General features: G+C 56.3%; 18 protein-coding genes and 3 tRNA genes. 15 read left to right on the top strand and 6 right to left on the bottom strand.

Annotated features, from left to right (window positions below):
• Window positions 1–126: 126 nt before the first annotated feature.
• Window positions 127–1,944 carry a glutamine--fructose-6-phosphate transaminase (isomerizing) gene (gene glmS, locus ASE07_RS00105; protein ID WP_057288770.1) on the bottom strand — a complete coding sequence of 606 codons (1,818 nt, stop codon included), beginning with the start codon at window positions 1,942–1,944 and terminating at the stop codon, window positions 127–129.
• Between the two features lie 152 nt (window positions 1,945–2,096).
• Here glmS and ASE07_RS00100 point away from each other — a divergent pair, with 152 nt between their 5' ends.
• From ASE07_RS00100 to ASE07_RS00090, 3 genes are all read left to right on the top strand, one after another.
• Window positions 2,097–2,567: an Lrp/AsnC family transcriptional regulator gene (locus tag ASE07_RS00100; RefSeq protein WP_057288769.1), complete on the top strand. Its 471-nt coding sequence runs from the start codon at window positions 2,097–2,099 to the stop codon at window positions 2,565–2,567.
• 108 nt (window positions 2,568–2,675) lie between these two features.
• Window positions 2,676–3,065: a hypothetical protein gene (locus ASE07_RS00095; protein ID WP_057288768.1), complete on the top strand. Its 390-nt coding sequence runs from the start codon at window positions 2,676–2,678 to the stop codon at window positions 3,063–3,065.
• A 5-nt stretch (window positions 3,066–3,070) separates the two neighbouring features.
• A complete protein-coding gene (locus tag ASE07_RS00090; protein ID WP_057288767.1) occupies window positions 3,071–3,532 on the top strand; it encodes a hypothetical protein in 462 nt (153 codons plus the stop codon).
• Between the two features lie 20 nt (window positions 3,533–3,552).
• On the opposite strand, the gene glmU is transcribed toward ASE07_RS00090, so the two are convergent.
• Window positions 3,553–4,911 (bottom strand): bifunctional UDP-N-acetylglucosamine diphosphorylase/glucosamine-1-phosphate N-acetyltransferase GlmU, encoded by a 1,359-nt coding sequence (gene glmU / locus ASE07_RS00085; RefSeq protein WP_057288766.1) that lies wholly within the window; start codon window positions 4,909–4,911, stop codon window positions 3,553–3,555.
• A 54-nt stretch (window positions 4,912–4,965) separates the two neighbouring features.
• Between glmU and ASE07_RS00080 the strand changes: the two genes are divergently transcribed.
• The gene (locus ASE07_RS00080) at window positions 4,966–5,817 is read left to right on the top strand and encodes a DUF6279 family lipoprotein (RefSeq protein WP_235548293.1); all 852 of its coding nucleotides are present in this window, start codon (window positions 4,966–4,968) and stop codon (window positions 5,815–5,817) included.
• Window positions 5,818–5,943: 126 nt separating this feature from the next.
• Here ASE07_RS00080 and ttcA read toward each other — a convergent pair whose 3' ends face one another.
• Genes ttcA through ASE07_RS00065 form a run of 3 tightly spaced genes read right to left on the bottom strand, consistent with a single transcriptional unit; the run spans window position 5,944 to window position 8,054 of the window.
• A complete protein-coding gene (gene ttcA / locus ASE07_RS00075; RefSeq protein WP_057289044.1) occupies window positions 5,944–6,867 on the bottom strand; it encodes a tRNA 2-thiocytidine(32) synthetase TtcA in 924 nt (307 codons plus the stop codon).
• Between the two features lie 14 nt (window positions 6,868–6,881).
• Complete coding sequence (locus ASE07_RS00070) at window positions 6,882–7,274, bottom strand: dihydroneopterin aldolase (protein ID WP_057288765.1); 393 nt, start codon at window positions 7,272–7,274, stop codon at window positions 6,882–6,884.
• A 12-nt stretch (window positions 7,275–7,286) separates the two neighbouring features.
• Window positions 7,287–8,054, bottom strand: coding sequence for an SDR family oxidoreductase (locus ASE07_RS00065; RefSeq protein ID WP_057289043.1), 768 nt, complete (start codon window positions 8,052–8,054; stop codon window positions 7,287–7,289).
• Between the two features lie 98 nt (window positions 8,055–8,152).
• Here ASE07_RS00065 and ASE07_RS00060 point away from each other — a divergent pair, with 98 nt between their 5' ends.
• From ASE07_RS00060 to ASE07_RS00040, 5 genes are all read left to right on the top strand, one after another.
• Complete coding sequence (locus ASE07_RS00060) at window positions 8,153–9,316, top strand: class I SAM-dependent methyltransferase (protein WP_200960860.1); 1,164 nt, start codon at window positions 8,153–8,155, stop codon at window positions 9,314–9,316.
• A gap of 61 nt (window positions 9,317–9,377) precedes the next feature.
• Window positions 9,378–9,575 (top strand): DUF2905 domain-containing protein, encoded by a 198-nt coding sequence (locus ASE07_RS00055; RefSeq protein WP_057288764.1) that lies wholly within the window; start codon window positions 9,378–9,380, stop codon window positions 9,573–9,575.
• An 11-nt stretch (window positions 9,576–9,586) separates the two neighbouring features.
• Window positions 9,587–9,802: a DUF2905 family protein gene (locus ASE07_RS00050; protein WP_057288763.1), complete on the top strand. Its 216-nt coding sequence runs from the start codon at window positions 9,587–9,589 to the stop codon at window positions 9,800–9,802.
• Between the two features lie 122 nt (window positions 9,803–9,924).
• Window positions 9,925–11,346, top strand: a complete 1,422-nt coding sequence (locus ASE07_RS00045) for a DHA2 family efflux MFS transporter permease subunit (protein WP_057288762.1) — start codon at window positions 9,925–9,927, stop codon at window positions 11,344–11,346.
• 150 nt (window positions 11,347–11,496) lie between these two features.
• The gene (locus ASE07_RS00040; RefSeq protein WP_057288761.1) at window positions 11,497–13,125 is read left to right on the top strand and encodes a tetratricopeptide repeat-containing response regulator; all 1,629 of its coding nucleotides are present in this window, start codon (window positions 11,497–11,499) and stop codon (window positions 13,123–13,125) included.
• 14 nt (window positions 13,126–13,139) lie between these two features.
• On the opposite strand, the gene ASE07_RS00035 is transcribed toward ASE07_RS00040, so the two are convergent.
• The gene (locus ASE07_RS00035; protein ID WP_235548292.1) at window positions 13,140–13,622 is read right to left on the bottom strand and encodes an ArsC/Spx/MgsR family protein; all 483 of its coding nucleotides are present in this window, start codon (window positions 13,620–13,622) and stop codon (window positions 13,140–13,142) included.
• Window positions 13,623–13,724: 102 nt separating this feature from the next.
• Here ASE07_RS00035 and ASE07_RS00030 point away from each other — a divergent pair, with 102 nt between their 5' ends.
• The 6 genes from ASE07_RS00030 to tuf form a co-directional block, all read left to right on the top strand.
• On the top strand, window positions 13,725–14,690 hold the full coding sequence (locus ASE07_RS00030) for a gamma-glutamyl-gamma-aminobutyrate hydrolase family protein (RefSeq protein ID WP_057288760.1): 966 nt from the start codon (window positions 13,725–13,727) through the stop codon (window positions 14,688–14,690).
• 111 nt (window positions 14,691–14,801) lie between these two features.
• Window positions 14,802–14,887 (top strand) — tRNA-Tyr (locus tag ASE07_RS00025).
• Between the two features lie 45 nt (window positions 14,888–14,932).
• A tRNA-Gly gene (locus ASE07_RS00020) sits at window positions 14,933–15,006 on the top strand.
• An 87-nt stretch (window positions 15,007–15,093) separates the two neighbouring features.
• Window positions 15,094–15,168: transfer RNA gene (locus tag ASE07_RS00015), tRNA-Thr, on the top strand.
• Window positions 15,169–15,244: 76 nt separating this feature from the next.
• Complete coding sequence (locus ASE07_RS00010) at window positions 15,245–15,604, top strand: GTP-binding protein (RefSeq protein ID WP_057288759.1); 360 nt, start codon at window positions 15,245–15,247, stop codon at window positions 15,602–15,604.
• Window positions 15,565–16,649, top strand: a 1,085-nt coding sequence (tuf, locus tag ASE07_RS00005) for an elongation factor Tu (RefSeq protein ID WP_057288758.1), incomplete at its 3' end; no start/stop codon positions are given. The genes ASE07_RS00010 and tuf, both read left to right, overlap by 40 nt.

Genomic DNA, 16,649 nt, shown 5'->3' with positions numbered 1-16,649 from the left:
AAGCCATGCAGGAAAAAAGTCAGGACTGAATTGCGTTCGGCTCACCGCGCCGTCGATACAAGGTGGTTGGCGGATTTTCATTTCCCCAACCATCCTTTTTTGCCCGTTGCTAGCCGTGTTGTCAGCTCATTCCACCGTCACCGACTTCGCCAGATTCCGCGGCTTGTCCACATCGGTGCCACGCGCCAGCGCAGTATGGTATGCCAGCAGCTGCAGCGGCACTACGTGCAGGATCGGCGACAACGCGCCATAGTGCTCCGGCAGGCGGATCACGTGCACGCCTTCGCTTGGCGTTATCTTCGAGTCGGCGTCGGCGAATACATACAGTTCACCGCCGCGTGCGCGGACTTCCTGCATGTTCGATTTCAGCTTTTCGATCAGCGTATCGTTCGGCGCAACAGTCACCACCGGCATTTCCTTGGTGACCAGCGCTAGCGGGCCATGCTTGAGTTCGCCGGCGGGATAGGCTTCGGCGTGGATGTAGGAAATCTCCTTGAGCTTCAGCGCGCCTTCGAGCGCAATCGGGTAATGCAGGCCGCGGCCGAGGAAGAGGGCGTTTTCCTTGCGGGCGAATTCTTCCGCCCAGGCGATGATTTGCGGTTCCAGGGCGAGCACGGCGCTGATCGATACCGGCAGATGGCGCATCGCCTTCAGGTGGGCAGCTTCCTGCTCGTCGCTCAGGTGGCCGCGCACTTGCGCCAGCGACAAAGCCAGCAGGAACAGGGCGGTCAGCTGGGTGGTAAAGGCCTTGGTCGACGCGACCCCGACTTCGACGCCGGCGCGGGTGATATAGGACAGCATGCATTCCCGAACCATCGCGCTGGTGGAGACATTGCAGATGGTTAGTGTATTGACCATGTCCTGCGCCCGCGCGTGCTTGAGTGCGGCGAGCGTGTCGGCGGTTTCACCGCTTTGCGAAATGGTGACCACCAGTGCATTCGGATTGGGTACGCTGTCGCGATAGCGGTATTCGCTGGCGATTTCAACATTGACCGGAATGTGCGCAATCGACTCGATCCAGTATTTTGCGGTCAGGCCGGCGTAGTAGCTGGTGCCGCAGGCAAGGATCAGTACCGAATCGATCTGCTTGAAAACCTTGTAAGCCTTGTCGCCGAACAGTTCGGGCATGATGGCTGAAACGCCTTCCAGCGTGTCGCCGATCGCGCGTGGCTGCTCGAAGATTTCCTTTTGCATGTAGTGACGATACGGGCCGAGTTCGGCCGCGCCGGTATGGGCATGCACGGTGCGGACTTCGCGTTCGACGGACTTGCCGGTGTGGTCGACGACCCAGTAACGCTGCAGTTGCAGGTCGACCACATCGCCTTCTTCAAGGAAGATGATCTGGTCCGTGGTGCCGGCCAGTGCCATGGCATCCGAAGCGAGGAAGTTTTCACCTTTGCCGACGCCGACAATCAGCGGCGAGCCCTGGCGGGCGCCAATCACACGATGCGGTTCATCGCGGCTGAATACCGCAATCGCATAGGCGCCATGCAGCCGCTTGACGGCTTGCTGCACGGTCTCGAACAGGTCGCCAGTGTACATATGGTCAACCAGGTGGGCGATGACTTCAGTATCGGTCTGGCTTTCAAAGATGTAGCCCGCTGCCGTCAGCTCCGCACGCAGTTCGTCGTGGTTTTCAATGATGCCGTTGTGGACCAGCGCGATACGTTCACGCGAGAAATGCGGGTGAGCATTGTGGGTAGCAGGCGCACCGTGAGTCGCCCAGCGTGTATGCGCAATGCCGGTAAAGGCTTCGAGGCTGGCTTTTTCGACCTGCATTTCAAGGTCCGCTACGCGCGAGGTGCTGCGCGAGCGCTGCAGCTTGCCATCGACATGCAATGCCACGCCGCAGGAATCGTAACCGCGGTATTCGAGGCGCTTGAGGCCCTGTAAAAGAATCGGGGTGATATTACGTTGCGCTACTGCGCCGACGATGCCGCACATGTGAACTCCCTTCGCGAATACTGTATTGACGGTTGTATCGTACGAGACGGCTTATGAAATAAGCTGTCTAAATTAATGTCGATATGAAATATATTTTCATGACAGTGTATCGATGAAATATAATTTCATTAAACCGAATACTTTTTTATAAAATGAATGAATCGATCATCTTGGATGACTTGGACCGTCGCATTCTGAATGCTCTGCAAATAGATGCTGCCCGGACAAACAATGAACTAGCAGCAAGTGTGCATGCTTCACCGCCGACATGCTTGCGTCGCGTCAAGCGTCTCATTGACGCAGGTGTAATCACGCGTCAGGTAGCGATTCTTGCGCCTGAAAAGATCGGCACGCCGTTGACCGCAATCGTGGAAATCACTCTGGACCGCCAAGGCGCTGAACATATGGCGGAGTTTGAGAGCCTGGTGGCCGGTGAAACGGCGGTGCTCCAATGCTATCGGGTGTCGCCCGGGCCGGATTTCGTGATGGTCGTGCAGGTGACCGATATGCCGGCCTATCATGCATTGGCGCACCGCTTGTTCGCGTCGCAGGCAAATGTGCGTAATGTCCGCAGTTTCTTTTCCATGCACCGCAGTAAGTTTGAAACGCGCATTGCGCTTTAATTTGCATCGGTGCACATAGATCCGCACACCAGTCCGACGCTAATTATCGGAACCGCAGCTGTCCCGAAATCCCGGTATAGTCCGGTGCACACGTCAATCGCCGCCAGCATGCACGCCAATATCCGTCTTTTCTTGATCTTCTTCTTTATCTTCTGTGGCGCCTTGCCGGGGCTGTCTTTCGCTGCCGAGCCCGCGCAAGAGACCGCAGCCGCGATCAAACAAGCGGTGGCTTCCTGCCGTGGTGATCAGCAATGCGAAGCTGCTGTGCGCAAACGCGAGACATTGGCTGCGGAAAAGCGGCAGCAGCGCGACGCGGCGGATAATGCATTAAAAGCGTCCAGCCCGGGCAGCTATTACCTGATGCTGCTCGGCCGGTTCCTGAAGGCCATCGCTTTTATCGGTGGTGCGGCGGGACTATATGTTCTTGTCATGCATTTCCTGTTCGGCAAGCACAAGCAAAAGCGCCGCCGAAAAACCCAGAACGACCTTCCACATTGAATCGCATGCAACCTCATACGACCGAATTTGCTCCTGTCGCCTTTCCCATCGTCCTGCAGGCGCGGATTCCTGTGGGTCTTTTGCTTCTGTGCCTGACATTAATCGCGATTGGCCTGGCGGCAGCGTCAAGCGACCGTTACATGGAGGTGGCGCTGATAGCGGTCATGGCAGGAATGATAGGCTTGCTGCAGCACTTTCCCGGACTAAGCACGCTAACGCTCGATGACAAGGGCTTTGTGGTGAAAGGCGTGTTTGGGTCACGTGCGGTTGCCTGGCGCGATGCGAGCAATTTCCGGCCCGTCAAGAAGCGACGGACCGAGATGGTGGCGTGGGACGATGGCGCCGGAAATCCTAGTCCGCCCCAGGCGCGAGCACAAATCCTCGCTGCCTGGAAGTCGGTCGATGCGGCGACCCTTGCCGCACTGCTGAACCGGACACAGCAACAGGCCACCGGAACTTCCCATTAGCGGGATACGCGGAGTACTTTTTATTTCTTGACCTTGACCGGACGCGTCCAGCCGTCGATCGTCGTCTGCCTGGCCCGTGAAACGGTCAGCTTGCCTTCCGGCGCATCCTTGGTCAGCGTCGTGCCGGCCCCCAGCGTCGCACCCTTGCCTACGCGTACCGGCGCCACCAGTTGCGTATCGCTGCCAATGAAGGCGTCGTCTTCAATGATGGTACGGAATTTATTGGCGCCATCGTAGTTGCAGGTGATGGTGCCCGCACCAATATTGACCCGTGAGCCAACGGTGGCGTCACCTACGTAAGCCAGGTGATTGGCTTTGCTATGCGCAGCAATCTGGCTGTTTTTGACCTCGACAAAATTACCGATATGGACATCTTCAGCCAGCTCGGTTCCCGGGCGCAGCCGCGCGTAAGGACCGATTTGCGAGCTGGCACCGATGACTGCATCTTCGATATGGCAAAACGGCTTGATGCTCGCGCCTTTGCCGATACGTGCATTGCGAATCACGCTGTGCGCGCCGATGGTCACACCATCTTCGACTTCCACCTTGCCTTCGAACACGCAATTGACATCGATAGTGACATCGCGTCCGCAGCTGAGCGAGCCGCGAATATCGATGCGCGCCGGATCGGCCAGCGTTACGCCTTGTTCCAGCAAGGCATCGGCAAGGTTGCGCTGATGAATACGTTCCAGTTCAGCGAGTTGTACCTTGCTATTGACGCCCAGGGTCTCCCATGCCGCTGACGGCTGGGCTGATACCACTGCCACGTCGTCGGCCACTGCCTTGGCGACGATGTCGGTCAGATAGTATTCCTTCTGTGCATTATTGTTGGATAACGTGGAAAGCCAGGTCTTCAGCTTCGTGGTCGGCACCACCATGATGCCGGTATTCACTTCACCGATGGCACGCTCTTCTTCGCTCGCGTCTTTTTGCTCGACGATACCGACAATGTTGCCGTGCCGACGCACAATGCGGCCGTAACCGGTTGGATCCTCCAGCTCGACAGTGAGTATCGCCAACTTATTGCTACCGGCACTGTCCAACAATTGCTGGAGCGAATCCCTGGTCGTCAATGGCACGTCGCCGTACAGCACCAGTGTGGGCACGTCATCGCGCAAGTATGGCATTGCCTGCATGACAGCGTGGCCGGTACCGAGCTGGGGTTCCTGCTTCGCGAACGACAGATCAGACGCTTTTACCGCTTCCGGCACGGCATCGCCGCCATGACCGTAAATAACGCACAAGGTAGTAGGCGACAGAGCCCGTGCCGTATCGATGACATGCGATAGGAGCGGTTTGCCGGCGAGCGGATGCAAGACCTTGGGAAGTGCAGATTGCATGCGTTTTCCCATGCCTGCAGCGAGGATGACAACATTCATAGAACACCAATGGAAGTGATGCAAAATTTTAACATGCGGACTTATCGAAGCTTTTTGGCAAAGTGGAGTGTTTTCCTGTTTGCGTGCCTGCTCGCCGGATGCAGCGCAATCCGGCTCGGCTATGCAAATGGCGACACGGTGATGTACTGGTGGCTCAACAGCTATGTCGACTTCACCAATGAACAAAAATCCTGGGTGAAGGCGGACATCGACGATTTCATGGCGTGGCATCGCAAGACTCAGCTCAATGACTATGCCCAATGGCTCACCCAGCTTCAGCAACGCGTCCAGCAGCCTGTAACGCCTGAAGAAGTGATGGGCGATTATGCCGCGACTAAAAAACGCATCATGCTGGTGGTCGAGAAAGCCTTGCCCCAATTGACCAATCTTGCCATGGATCTGCAACCAGAGCAGATTGTGCACCTCGAGAAAAAGTTTGCTTCCAACAACGAGAACTATCGTAAAGAGTACTTGCGCGGCAGCCTTGAGGACCGTCAACTTTTCCGTTTCAAGAAAGTCATGAAGCAGGCCGAGTATTGGTACGGCGACTTCAATAGGGAGCAGGAAGCGCAAATCCGGGCAGCATCGGATGCGCGGCCACTAAATAATGAGTTGTGGGCGGCGGAGCGCAAATTGCGGCAGCAGGAGTTGCTGCGCATCCTGAGGAAAATCCAGGCGGAACGTCCGCCGCGCGATGCCGTCGCTGCCCTGCTGCGCAAGTATATCGAACGAAGTTTTGACAACTTCAGCTATGCCGAGAACAAGGAATTTTTCGATAATACGCGCTCGAGCGCATCGAACATGGTAGCGGTGATCGCAAATGTTGCCACGCCAGCGCAGCGCACGCATGCCGTCAAGCGGTTACAGGCATGGATCGATGATTGTAAAACGCTGGCGGCGAGATAACTGGAAGCGCTACTTGTAACTTGTATTATCGATGACTTGTACTATCGATGGACGGCCTTTCGTTGTTGCATCTGGTGCAGCAACGAAAGCCACCTGTCAGAGCCGCCTGCCCGAGGACCTGCTCGTCTAGTCGTCCAGTGCGCCGAAGCGCACGATATTCGGCGTCGGCGTTGCACACGGCTCCTCATCGAAAGCGATATCGCCGTCCGTCACGGCTTCCCCGGTTGCCTTCAAATCCGCAAAGCCGAACATATCCCTGTCCATCAAATGAGAAGGAACGACGGTCGACAGTGACGAGAAAATATTCTCGACGCGTCCCGGATGCTTCTTTTCCCAATCGCGCAGCATCGCCTTGATCTGCTTGCGCTGCAAGTTTTCCTGGCTGCCGCACAGGTCGCAAGGAATGATCGGGAACTGCTTGACCTGCGCATAGCGCTCCATGTCGGCTTCCTTCACATACGCGAGCGGACGGATCACGATGTGCTTGCCATCATCCGACTGCAATTTGGGCGGCATGCCTTTCAGCTTGGCGCCGAAAAACATATTCAGGAAAAAAGTCTCGAGAATATCGTCGCGATGGTGTCCGAGCGCGATCTTGGTTGCACCAAGCTCATCGGCGACCCGGTAGAGGATGCCGCGGCGCAGGCGCGAGCACAGTGAGCACGTGGTTTTCCCCTCGGGGATCACGCGCTTGACGATGCTGTAGGTATCCTGATTTTCGATGTGAAAAGGCACGCCGATCTTCGTCAAGTATTCGGGCAGCACATGCGCCGGAAAATTAGGCTGCTTCTGGTCGAGATTGACGGCAACGATATCGAAATGAATCGGCGCGCGTTCGCGCAGCGTCAGCAGAATATCGAGCAAGCCATAGCTGTCCTTGCCGCCCGACAGGCAAACCATCACCTTGTCGCCTTCCTCGATCATATTGAAGTCGCCGATGGCTTGCCCGACCTGGCGGCACAGGCGCTTGTGCAGCTTGTTGTTTTCGTAAGCGATCTTCTCGGCCTTCTTTGCGCCGGTTACCGCTTCGTCATGCAGGATGTCGTTCATTGTCGGCTCCGGCATCATGGCTTGATATGGATGACTTCGACACCGACGCCATCGCAATCCGGATAGACATCCGGCTTCTCGGTCGATACCCGCACAGCCCGTACCTTCGGATGTTTCAGCATTTCGCGGGCGACGTCATCGCACAGGGTTTCCTGCAAATGGATATGGCCTTGCGCCATGCGTTTGGAAATGGTGTCGCGCATGAAGTCGTAGTCGACCACTTCGTGCAGATGGTCGCCCTTGGGCGTGGATTCGGCCAGCGGAATGAACAGGTCGACATTGACCAGCACGCGCTGCTCGCCCTTCTTTTCGAATTCATGGACGCCGATATTGATCATCACTTCATAGTTACGCAGGAACAGGCGACGGCAGTCGGCAAGGCTGGGATGCGAGAGGGTGGAAAGCATAGTGGCTACAGGTTATTTGGCAACGAACATCACGTCGCGCTGGAGGGGGATCAAATGCTGGCCGCCATCGACGACCAGGGTGGTGCCGGTGATGGCCGGCGACTCGACAACAAAGCAAACAGTGGATGCAACATCATCCGGTGTACTGGATCGGCCCAGCGGGGTCACCCGATGGGCCTTGGTAAATTCTTCTTCGGTCTGTTCGCCCGATACCAGCGTGATGCCCGGCGCGACGCCGACAACGCGCACCTTGGGCGCCAGCGTTTGCGCCAGCATCATGGTGGCCGTCTGCAAGGCGGCTTTCGACATGGTGTAAGACAGAAAATCGGGATTCAGGTTGAACAGCTTCTGATCAAGGATGTTGACTACGACGCCTTGACCGTCGTCTGGTATCTGCGCATGCAGGGCTTGCGCCAGCAGCAGCGGCGCGGCGACGTTGACCTGCATGTGACGGTCCAGCATGTCGTGCGAAAAGCCGGCAGCATCATCGTAGGCAAACAGGGAAGCGTTGTTGATCACACAAGCGACGGTGCCGAGTGTCTCTGATGCTTGCGGCAATAATGCGCGGACCGCCCGTTCGTCGGCCAGTTCGCATTGCAGGGCTACCGCACGCTGCCCCAACGCCTGGATGTCGCGCACGGTCGCAGCGGCGCCGTCGGCGGAGCGCCCGTAATGGACCGCGATATCCCAGCCACGCCGCGCTAGCGCGAGCGCAATGACGCGCCCGATGCGTTTGCCCGCGCCGGTCACGAGCGCTACTTTGCCGTTTCCTGTTGTCATGGTGCTATTGGTTGTCAATGATGATCGATGGCGACCTGGCCAGCGGCAGTGCCGGATTAATTCCCAAGCAATCTGCCGATTTCAATACAATACGGGACATGCAACTGCAACTGCCCCAACCTTCCGCCGATGCGCTGGCCGCATCCAATGCGCTTTGCCAGCTGATTGCCGACGAGATCAGGCAACATGCCGGCTGGATTCCATTCGCGCAGTACATGGACCTGGTGCTTTATGCGCCAGGACTGGGATACTACAGTGGCGGGGCCGCAAAACTTGGTAAAGACGGAGATTTTACAACCGCGCCTGAAATCACGCCGCTTTTTGGTGGTGCCATGGCGCAGCTGGCCGCGGAACTGATGTCCCAGACCGCTTTCCAGATTCTTGAATTCGGTGCCGGTACCGGAAAGCTGGCCCGCGACGTGCTAACCGAACTGCGGCAAATGGGCGTAGCCATTGAACGGTATGCCATTGTCGAAGTGTCAGGCGAATTGCGTGCCCGTCAGGAAGAAACCTTGCGCGAGTTTCCTGAAGTGACATGGCTGGACCGGTTTCCCGACAGCTTTTCCGGCGTGGTGCTCGGCAACGAGGTGCTCGATGCGATGCCGGTCAACCTCGTGGTGAGGACCGACAACGGCTGGCAGGAGCGTGGCGTCGGTCTTGGTCCCGGAGGCGGGTTCGTGTTTGAGGATCGCCCCTGTCATGCGGACCTGATCAGGCAGGTGCCGGACGCATCTGAGCTGCCGCCAGGCTATCTCACTGAAACCCATACCGTAGCGGCAGGCTTTATGCGTTCACTCGGAACAATGATCGCGTCGGGACACGGGCAGAGTGGGCGGGGCTGTGTCGCCATCCTGATTGATTATGGATTTCCTGCTCACGAGTATTACCATCCACAGCGCATGCAGGGCACGCTGATGTGCCATTATCGGCACCATGCGCATCCGGACCCGTTCTACCTTCCCGGTTTGCAGGATGTAACCGCGCACGTGGACTTTACCGCCATGGCGCAGGCAGCCGCCGATAGGGGTCTGGACTTGCTCGGCTACACCAGCCAGGCTGCGTTCCTACTCGATGCCGGTATTGGCAAGCTTTTACTGCGAACGTCGCCCGAGGATGCAAAACGCTATTTGCCGCAGGCCAACGCCGTGCAAAAGCTGATTTCACCGGCGGAAATGGGAGAATTGTTCAAGGTACTCGTGGTCGGTAAGGGCGCGACGTTACCGGACCGCTTCGGTCGCAACGACAGGAGCTATCGACTATGACGAGGCGTTTTACCCTGCCTGCAGGCAGGCCGCGTTGCGGATATCTGTTGAGGAATGCGCGATGATCCGCTGGGTGCTGACAATCTTTATCGCGCTGATCGTGTTTTCGGCGGCCTTGCCATGGCTCGAAAAACTCGGCATCGGCCGGTTACCGGGTGATTTCCGGTTCACCCTGTTCGGGCGCAAGATCATGCTGCCGTTTGCATCCACCATTCTGATGTCCTTGTTCGTGGTGCTTGTTGCACGGCTGTTGCGCTAGAAAGGCACTCCATGATCCGCTGGGTTGCCGTCATTTTTCTTGCCCTGTTTGTGTTTTATCCGCTTCTGCCGTTTCTCGATAGATTGCGGGTGGGACGGATGCCTGCCGATGTACGGTTTCGCATGCGTGGCATCGTGCTGTGCCTGCCGTTCGGGTCCACGGTAGTCTGGTCGGTGTTGGCATTTGTAATTGCAGAAATCGTCAGCTGGACCTGCATGTTTTGCTAGCTGACCAGGATAGACCACTATTGTCCTGGCAGGCACGATAAAGCCCAAGGATTGCAGCAACGCATACAGCTTGGATCCGGAACAAATATACTGTCCGGCTATATTCTCCCAACGACCTTTGCATGCAACCTACCCTGGAACAACTGCGCGCGCGTTATGGTGCCCGCTACAAATGGCTGGTACTGACGACCGTCATGATCGGTACCATGGCATCCATTCTTTCGTCTACGATCGTTAATGTCGCAGTGCCTGACCTGAGCCGTTACTTCACGCTGGGACAGGAGCGCGCGCAATGGGTTTCGGCCGGATTCATGCTGGCCATGACGCTGTCGATGCTGACCACGCCCTGGCTGTTGCTGCGTTTCGGCTTGCGCCGTACCTATTCGGGAGCCATCCTGTTGTTGCTGTTCGGTGGTGTGGCCGGCGGATTCAGTATCAACTACCCGATGCTGTTGTCGATGCGTGTCGTGGAAGGACTGGCTGCCGGCATTCTTCAGCCGATTCCCTCGATTGTGGTGTTACGCGCCTTTGAGCCGCATGAACAAGGTAAGGCCATGGGCGTATTTGGTTTCGGTGTCGTTCTGGCGCCAGCCCTTGGACCTAGCGTCGGCGGCGTGCTGGTTGAACATTTCGGATGGCGCTCGATTTTCTTCGTTGTCGTGCCTTTCTGCCTGGCGGTGTTGTTCATGGTGCGTCGTCTGCTGGCAGTCAGTTCACCGATGGCCGGCGACACGCACCCCCTGGACTGGAAAGGATTGCTATTGGCCGGACTGGGCATCACCATGCTGCTCAATGGCATGGTGCACCTGCATGAAAGCCGGCTTCAGGCGGTCGTTCTGCTGCTGGCCGCACTCGGAATGCTCGCCGGCTTTGTCGTGTATCAGTTGCGCAACGAAGGCGGCTTGATGAACATGCAACTTTTCCGTTACCGGCAGTTTTCCATGGGCGCCTTGGTCGCTTTCATTTATGGCGCCGGCCTGTTCGGTTCTACTTATCTGTGGCCGGTCTATATGCAGATAGCGCTGCACTATGCACCGTCGCAAGCCGGCGTCGTTCTCCTGCCTGCGGGCATCGTGCTTGCTGTCACGATTATTATGGCTGGTAAGCTGGCCGACCGTTTTTCACCGAATATTCTGGTGTCAATTGGATTGGCATTGCTGGCCTTATCCTTTGCCTTGATGGCATTCGGATCCAGGAGTACCAGTTATCTGATGCTGATGGGTATTGCCATCATCGGGCGCGTCGGACTCGGCTTTGTGCTACCGGCGCTCAGCCTCGGTGCGATGCGCGGCGTGGATTACAACATGATCGCGCAAGGAGCCAGCACCATCAATTTCGTCCGGCAACTTGGCGGAGCAATCGGCGTCAGTCTGGTTGGTATTGTTCTGGAATGGCGGCTCGGAGCCCACCAAGGAGTCGCTCCTGCCCAGCAGAGTGATCCGGTCCAGGCGTTCAGCGAAACCTTTGTGCTGGTTGCCGTGCTTTGTGCCATGGCAATCCTTGCCGCATGGCGTATGCGTCCGATTCCAACAGCACCCGTCTGATATCAAATTCTCCGGCGGGAGTGCGTCAGGCTTGCATTTCGGCACTACAATGGTATTTTGACGCTATGAGGGCTCGCCACACACGAAGCCCGCTTGGGCTGCTTTGATGCCTCGGTACTGACCTGTTTGCGTTGCACGGAAACCCCAGCCATGACCTCGCTTCGAAGTTTAACTGCGTTAATCGTTGAGCCACAGTCGGGCATGCGTGCCAATATGCATAACATGCTCAATCTTTGCGGAATCAACAAGATCGACCATGCGGTCAGCTCCGGAACCGCCATCCGGCCGCTCAAGAACAAATCCTACGACCTGATTCTTTGCGAATACGATCTTGGAGACGGCCAGGATGGCCAGCAGTTGCTGGAAGATCTTCGTCACAATAAGCTGATTCCCCTCTGGACCGTTTTCATCATCGTCACTGCCGAGCGGGCGTACGAAAAGGTTGTAAGCGCCGCTGAACTGGCACCGACCGACTACATCCTCAAGCCATTTACCGCGGATACACTGCTCGACCGTATCGGCAAGGCCATTGAAAAGCGTACGGCTTTTCTTCCTGCATACCACCTGATGGAGCACGGCAACCTGCATGAGGCGATCGAAATTTGCCAGATCGGCGAAGAAAAATACCGCCGTTATGCGATTGATTTCATGCGTTTGCGCGCGGAGCTACATGTGATTCTTGGCGAGGCCGAGGGAGCAGAAACGATCTACCAGGAGTTGCTTGCCACGAAAGCAGTAGCCTGGGCAAGGCTGGGACTCGCCAAAACCCTGTTCATGCAGCAGAAATTTGGCGAGGCGGAAATGCTGCTCAAGGCGCTGGTAGAAGAAAACAGCAAATACATGGACGCTTATGACTGGCTCGCCAAAACCCATCTGGCTGGCGAACAGTTGTCTGAAGCCAAGGATGTTTTGGTGGAAGCCGTCGCTATCTCGCCGCATGCCGTACGGCGCTTGCGCAAGCTTGGGGAGATTGCGCTTGAGGCAGGCGACATCGATACGGCCGAAAAGTCCTTTCAAAAGGTGGTCACCAAGGCGAAGTATTCCGAATTCCGGGACCCCGAAGATCATGTGCGGCTGGTACGTACACTGGTAAAAAAAGGCGATACCAAGCAGGCTTCGTCAGTCATTCGCGATCTGGAGAAGTCGCTTGGCAATTTCGACAAAACACCTGCTTGCCGCGCCTTGTCATCGGCGCTCGTCCAAACCGAGCTCGGCAATGCGGAGCAGGCTGCGCAAGACTTGGCGGCGGCCGTGATGGCCTGTCGTCATACCGATGGTATCTCTAATGACATGAAGATGGAGCTAGCCAAAACTTGCCTCGGCCACAATTTGGAAGAGGGTGCGTCCGAAGTGATGCGTGACGTGATGAGCAACGCTGCCGATGACGTGGCCCTCGCCAAGGCAATGCGCGTCTTCGAACAAGCAGGGCGCCGCGAGTTGGCCGAGAAGGTCGCCAAAGAGAGCCGCCGCCAAGTCGTTGAGCTGGTGTCGTCGGGTGCAGAAAAGGCCAAGCAGGGAGATTTCGAAGGCGCGGTATCGCTAATGACCGCTGCGGTACGCAAATTGCCAGAAAACCCGCAGGTTGTCTTCAACGCCGCCGTAGCGGTATTGAAATACCTTGAAAATCTCGGATGGGATAATCAGCTAGGAGAGCAGGTGCGAGGATATATCGAGTCGGCGCGCAGGCTGGATCCAAATAACCCGCGCCTGGTGCCTTTAGGAGACCTGCATCTGGCTATCATGAAGAAATACGGTATCAGACCACCTGCCGCATCCTGATTGTGCCCGCGTTATCAGCTCGCTGACAGGAAGGTGTCCAGCAATTCCGGGGGGCGGGCAATGATTGCCTTTTCATCGACAACGACAATAGGGCGCTGTAACAATTTGGGTGTCGCTGCAAGTGCTTGCAGAAGGGCGTGCTCGTCGGCTTGATCAAGCCGCAGTGTCATATATTCTTCTTCATTGGCGCGGACAAGATCGCGCGCACTCACACCGAGTTGGCGCTGCAATGCCTGCAACTGAGTAAAGTTCAACGGGGTATCGAGGTAATCGACCACGTTAACCTCTTGATGATGAAGGCTGGCAAAATGCGTAACGCGTTCCAATGCTTCATGCGACTTTGAACAGCGGCGGTTATGATAAATCGTGATGGTCATCTTGAAAGAAAACGAATGTTGAATAATGCATTGTATCGCCCAGCCAGCATAATGTGCTTTTTTGACATGAACATAATGCAGGATAAGATGCACATCGGCATTGAACCCGGCGCACTTCATTTTGTCAGAAGAACGGAATCGCCCAACTTCAGGGGCAGGTTCCCAATCTTATATCCCCTTAAGCGCGCTTTTTAAGCGCTGACGCCCCCCAATTTTCCACCTATGTCTGAAAAGATTATTCCTGACGCAGGCGCGACCCCGGACGCGCCTGTAGATGCTACCCCGACGACTGGTTCGGCACCTCAGCCATTTACGCGCAGAATCGAAGGCGAGTCGCCATGGACACAGACTCAGCGCATTATCAGCGCCCGTGTGCGAGCTGCGTCTGACCGGATCCTGAACAGAATCAACCAACGTACCCTGAAAATTGGTATTTCGGCACGCATCTTTCATCCTGAACTTGGTGCCAAGGGGTTACGTAGCAAGACCTTGCAGTATCTGGAAGAATCCATTGCACAATGGGTCATGTCACGAGATGTACTGGTTTTCATGATCCCGACCGTAAACACTAACGGCATGTTGCATCCCAGCAAAATTAAACTGCGCGATTATGCAAAACATCTTGACGGACTCGTACTTCAGGGCGGCGCGGATGTATCACCACAAAGCTATTCCGAAGTCGCAACTCGCCCAGAGTGGTCGGGGGACCGCACGCGGGATATGTATGAATTGGAACTTTTGCATGAATTCGTCGAGGCGGGAAAGCCGGTTCTCGGGATATGCCGGGGATGTCAACTTATTAATGTTGCATTTGGCGGCACCTTGTACCAAGACATTGCCTCGGACGTACCGACTGCTATCGAGCATGTCAATGATTTATACGACAGTCATTACCATGTCATTCATTTTCCGCAGGGTTCAGCATTACGCTCTCTCTTTTCCGCTAAACCAGAAGCGTTGGTGAACTCCATTCACCACCAGGCCGTCAAGGATCTGGGGCGGGATCTTGTCGTCGAAGCAGTTTCTGGCAAGGATGACATTGTCGAAGCCATTCGTTATCGCAAGGCCCGTTTCGTCATGGGCTTGCAATGGCATCCCGAGTTCCATCGCGGCGGCAGCGCCGAACTGTTGGACTGCACCCCCATTCTTGATGATTTCCTGGCTGCGGCCCGAGAAACCAGGTTTTGATTGTCCCTGTCTTTTTGGTCGACATCGATACGTAATCTGGAAAATTACTCACAAAACAGATTTTGATGTTGACACTCGGGAGGTGTTCGCCTATAGTTTGGGGTTCCCCGCGGAGGGGTGGCCGAGTGGTTAATGGCAGCAGACTGTAAATCTGCCCTCTTACGAGTACGCTGGTTCGAATCCAGCCCCCTCCACCAGCGGTACCGCGGGAAAAGATTGTGCGGCTGAAGTAGTTAGTCCTTGCGGGTGTAGCTCAATGGTAGAGCTGAAGCCTTCCAAGCTTATGACGAGGGTTCGATTCCCTTCACCCGCTCCAGTTTTGAGTTGGACGTATACCTGATACGGACAATATAGAGGTCTTGACGAGATCTTGCTTTGAGCGAAATCTCGAAAGGCCCTGAATGCCCTTGTAGCTCAGTGGTAGAGCACTCCCTTGGTAAGGGAGAGGCCACGTGTTCAATCCACGTCAAGGGCACCAGTTTTCTTGATTTATCCATATGCAAGACAGTCGGGCACGTGCCTGGACATTCTCATCAAATCGTTAGGAGTCTAAAATGGCAAAAGGCAAGTTTGAGCGGACCAAACCGCACGTGAATGTGGGCACGATTGGTCACGTTGACCATGGCAAGACCACGCTGACTGCAGCAATTGCAACGGTATTGTCGAAGAAGTTTGGCGGCGAAGCCAAGGCCTACGACCAGATCGACGCGGCGCCGGAAGAAAAGGCGCGCGGCATCACGATCAATACCGCCCACGTTGAATACGAAACCCAGAACCGCCACTATGCGCACGTTGACTGCCCAGGCCACGCTGACTATGTGAAGAACATGATCACTGGCGCCGCGCAGATGGACGGTGCGATCCTGGTGCTAAAATGGCAAAAGGCAAGTTTGAGCGGACCAAACCGCACGTGAATGTGGGCACGATTGGTCACGTTGACCATGGCAAGACCACGCTGACTGCAGCAATTGCAACGGTATTGTCGAAGAAGTTTGGCGGMGAAGCCAAGGCCTACGACCAGATCGACGCGGCGCCGGAAGAAAAGGCGCGCGGCATCACGATCAATACCGCCCACGTTGAATATGAAACCCAGAGCCGCCACTATGCGCACGTTGACTGCCCAGGCCACGCTGACTATGTGAAGAACATGATCACTGGCGCCGCGCAGATGGACGGTGCGATCCTGGTGTGCTCGGCCGCTGACGGTCCGATGCCGCAAACGCGCGAGCACATCCTGCTGGCGCGTCAGGTTGGCGTTCCTTACATCATCGTTTTCCTGAACAAGTGCGACATGGTCGACGACGCYGAGTTGCTCGAGCTGGTKGAAATGGAAGTGCGCGAGTTGTTGTCGAAGTACGAATTTCCTGGCGACGATCTGCCCATCGTGCAGGGTTCGGCCAAGCTGGCGCTCGAAGGCGACACAGGTCCGCTCGGCGAGCAGGCGATCATGAAGCTGGCTGAAGCGCTCGACACCTACATCCCGACYCCGGAGCGTGCCGTTGACGGTGCGTTCCTGATGCCGGTGGAAGACGTGTTCTCGATCTCTGGCCGCGGTACCGTGGTGACCGGTCGCGTTGAGCGCGGCATCGTCAAGGTTGGCGAAGAAATCGAAATCGTCGGTATCCGYGACACCCAGAAGACGACTTGCACGGGCGTGGAAATGTTCCGCAAGCTGCTCGACCAGGGTCAGGCCGGCGACAACGTAGGCGTGCTGCTGCGCGGTACCAAGCGTGAAGACGTCGAGCGTGGCCAGGTGCTGGCCAAGCCGGGTTCGATCAAGCCGCACAAGCACTTTACCGGCGAGATCTACGTGCTGTCGAAGGATGAAGGTGGYCGTCACACCCCGTTCTTCAACAACTACCGTCCGCAGTTTTACTTCCGCACGACAGACGTCACCGGCGCGATCGAGCTGCCAGCGGACAAAGAGATGGTTATGCCAGGCGACAACGTGTCGATCAC

The organism is Noviherbaspirillum sp. Root189 (genome assembly GCF_001428545.1).
Taxonomy (GTDB): domain Bacteria; phylum Pseudomonadota; class Gammaproteobacteria; order Burkholderiales; family Burkholderiaceae_D; genus Noviherbaspirillum.
This window is presented reverse-complemented; position numbering and strand designations above follow the sequence as displayed.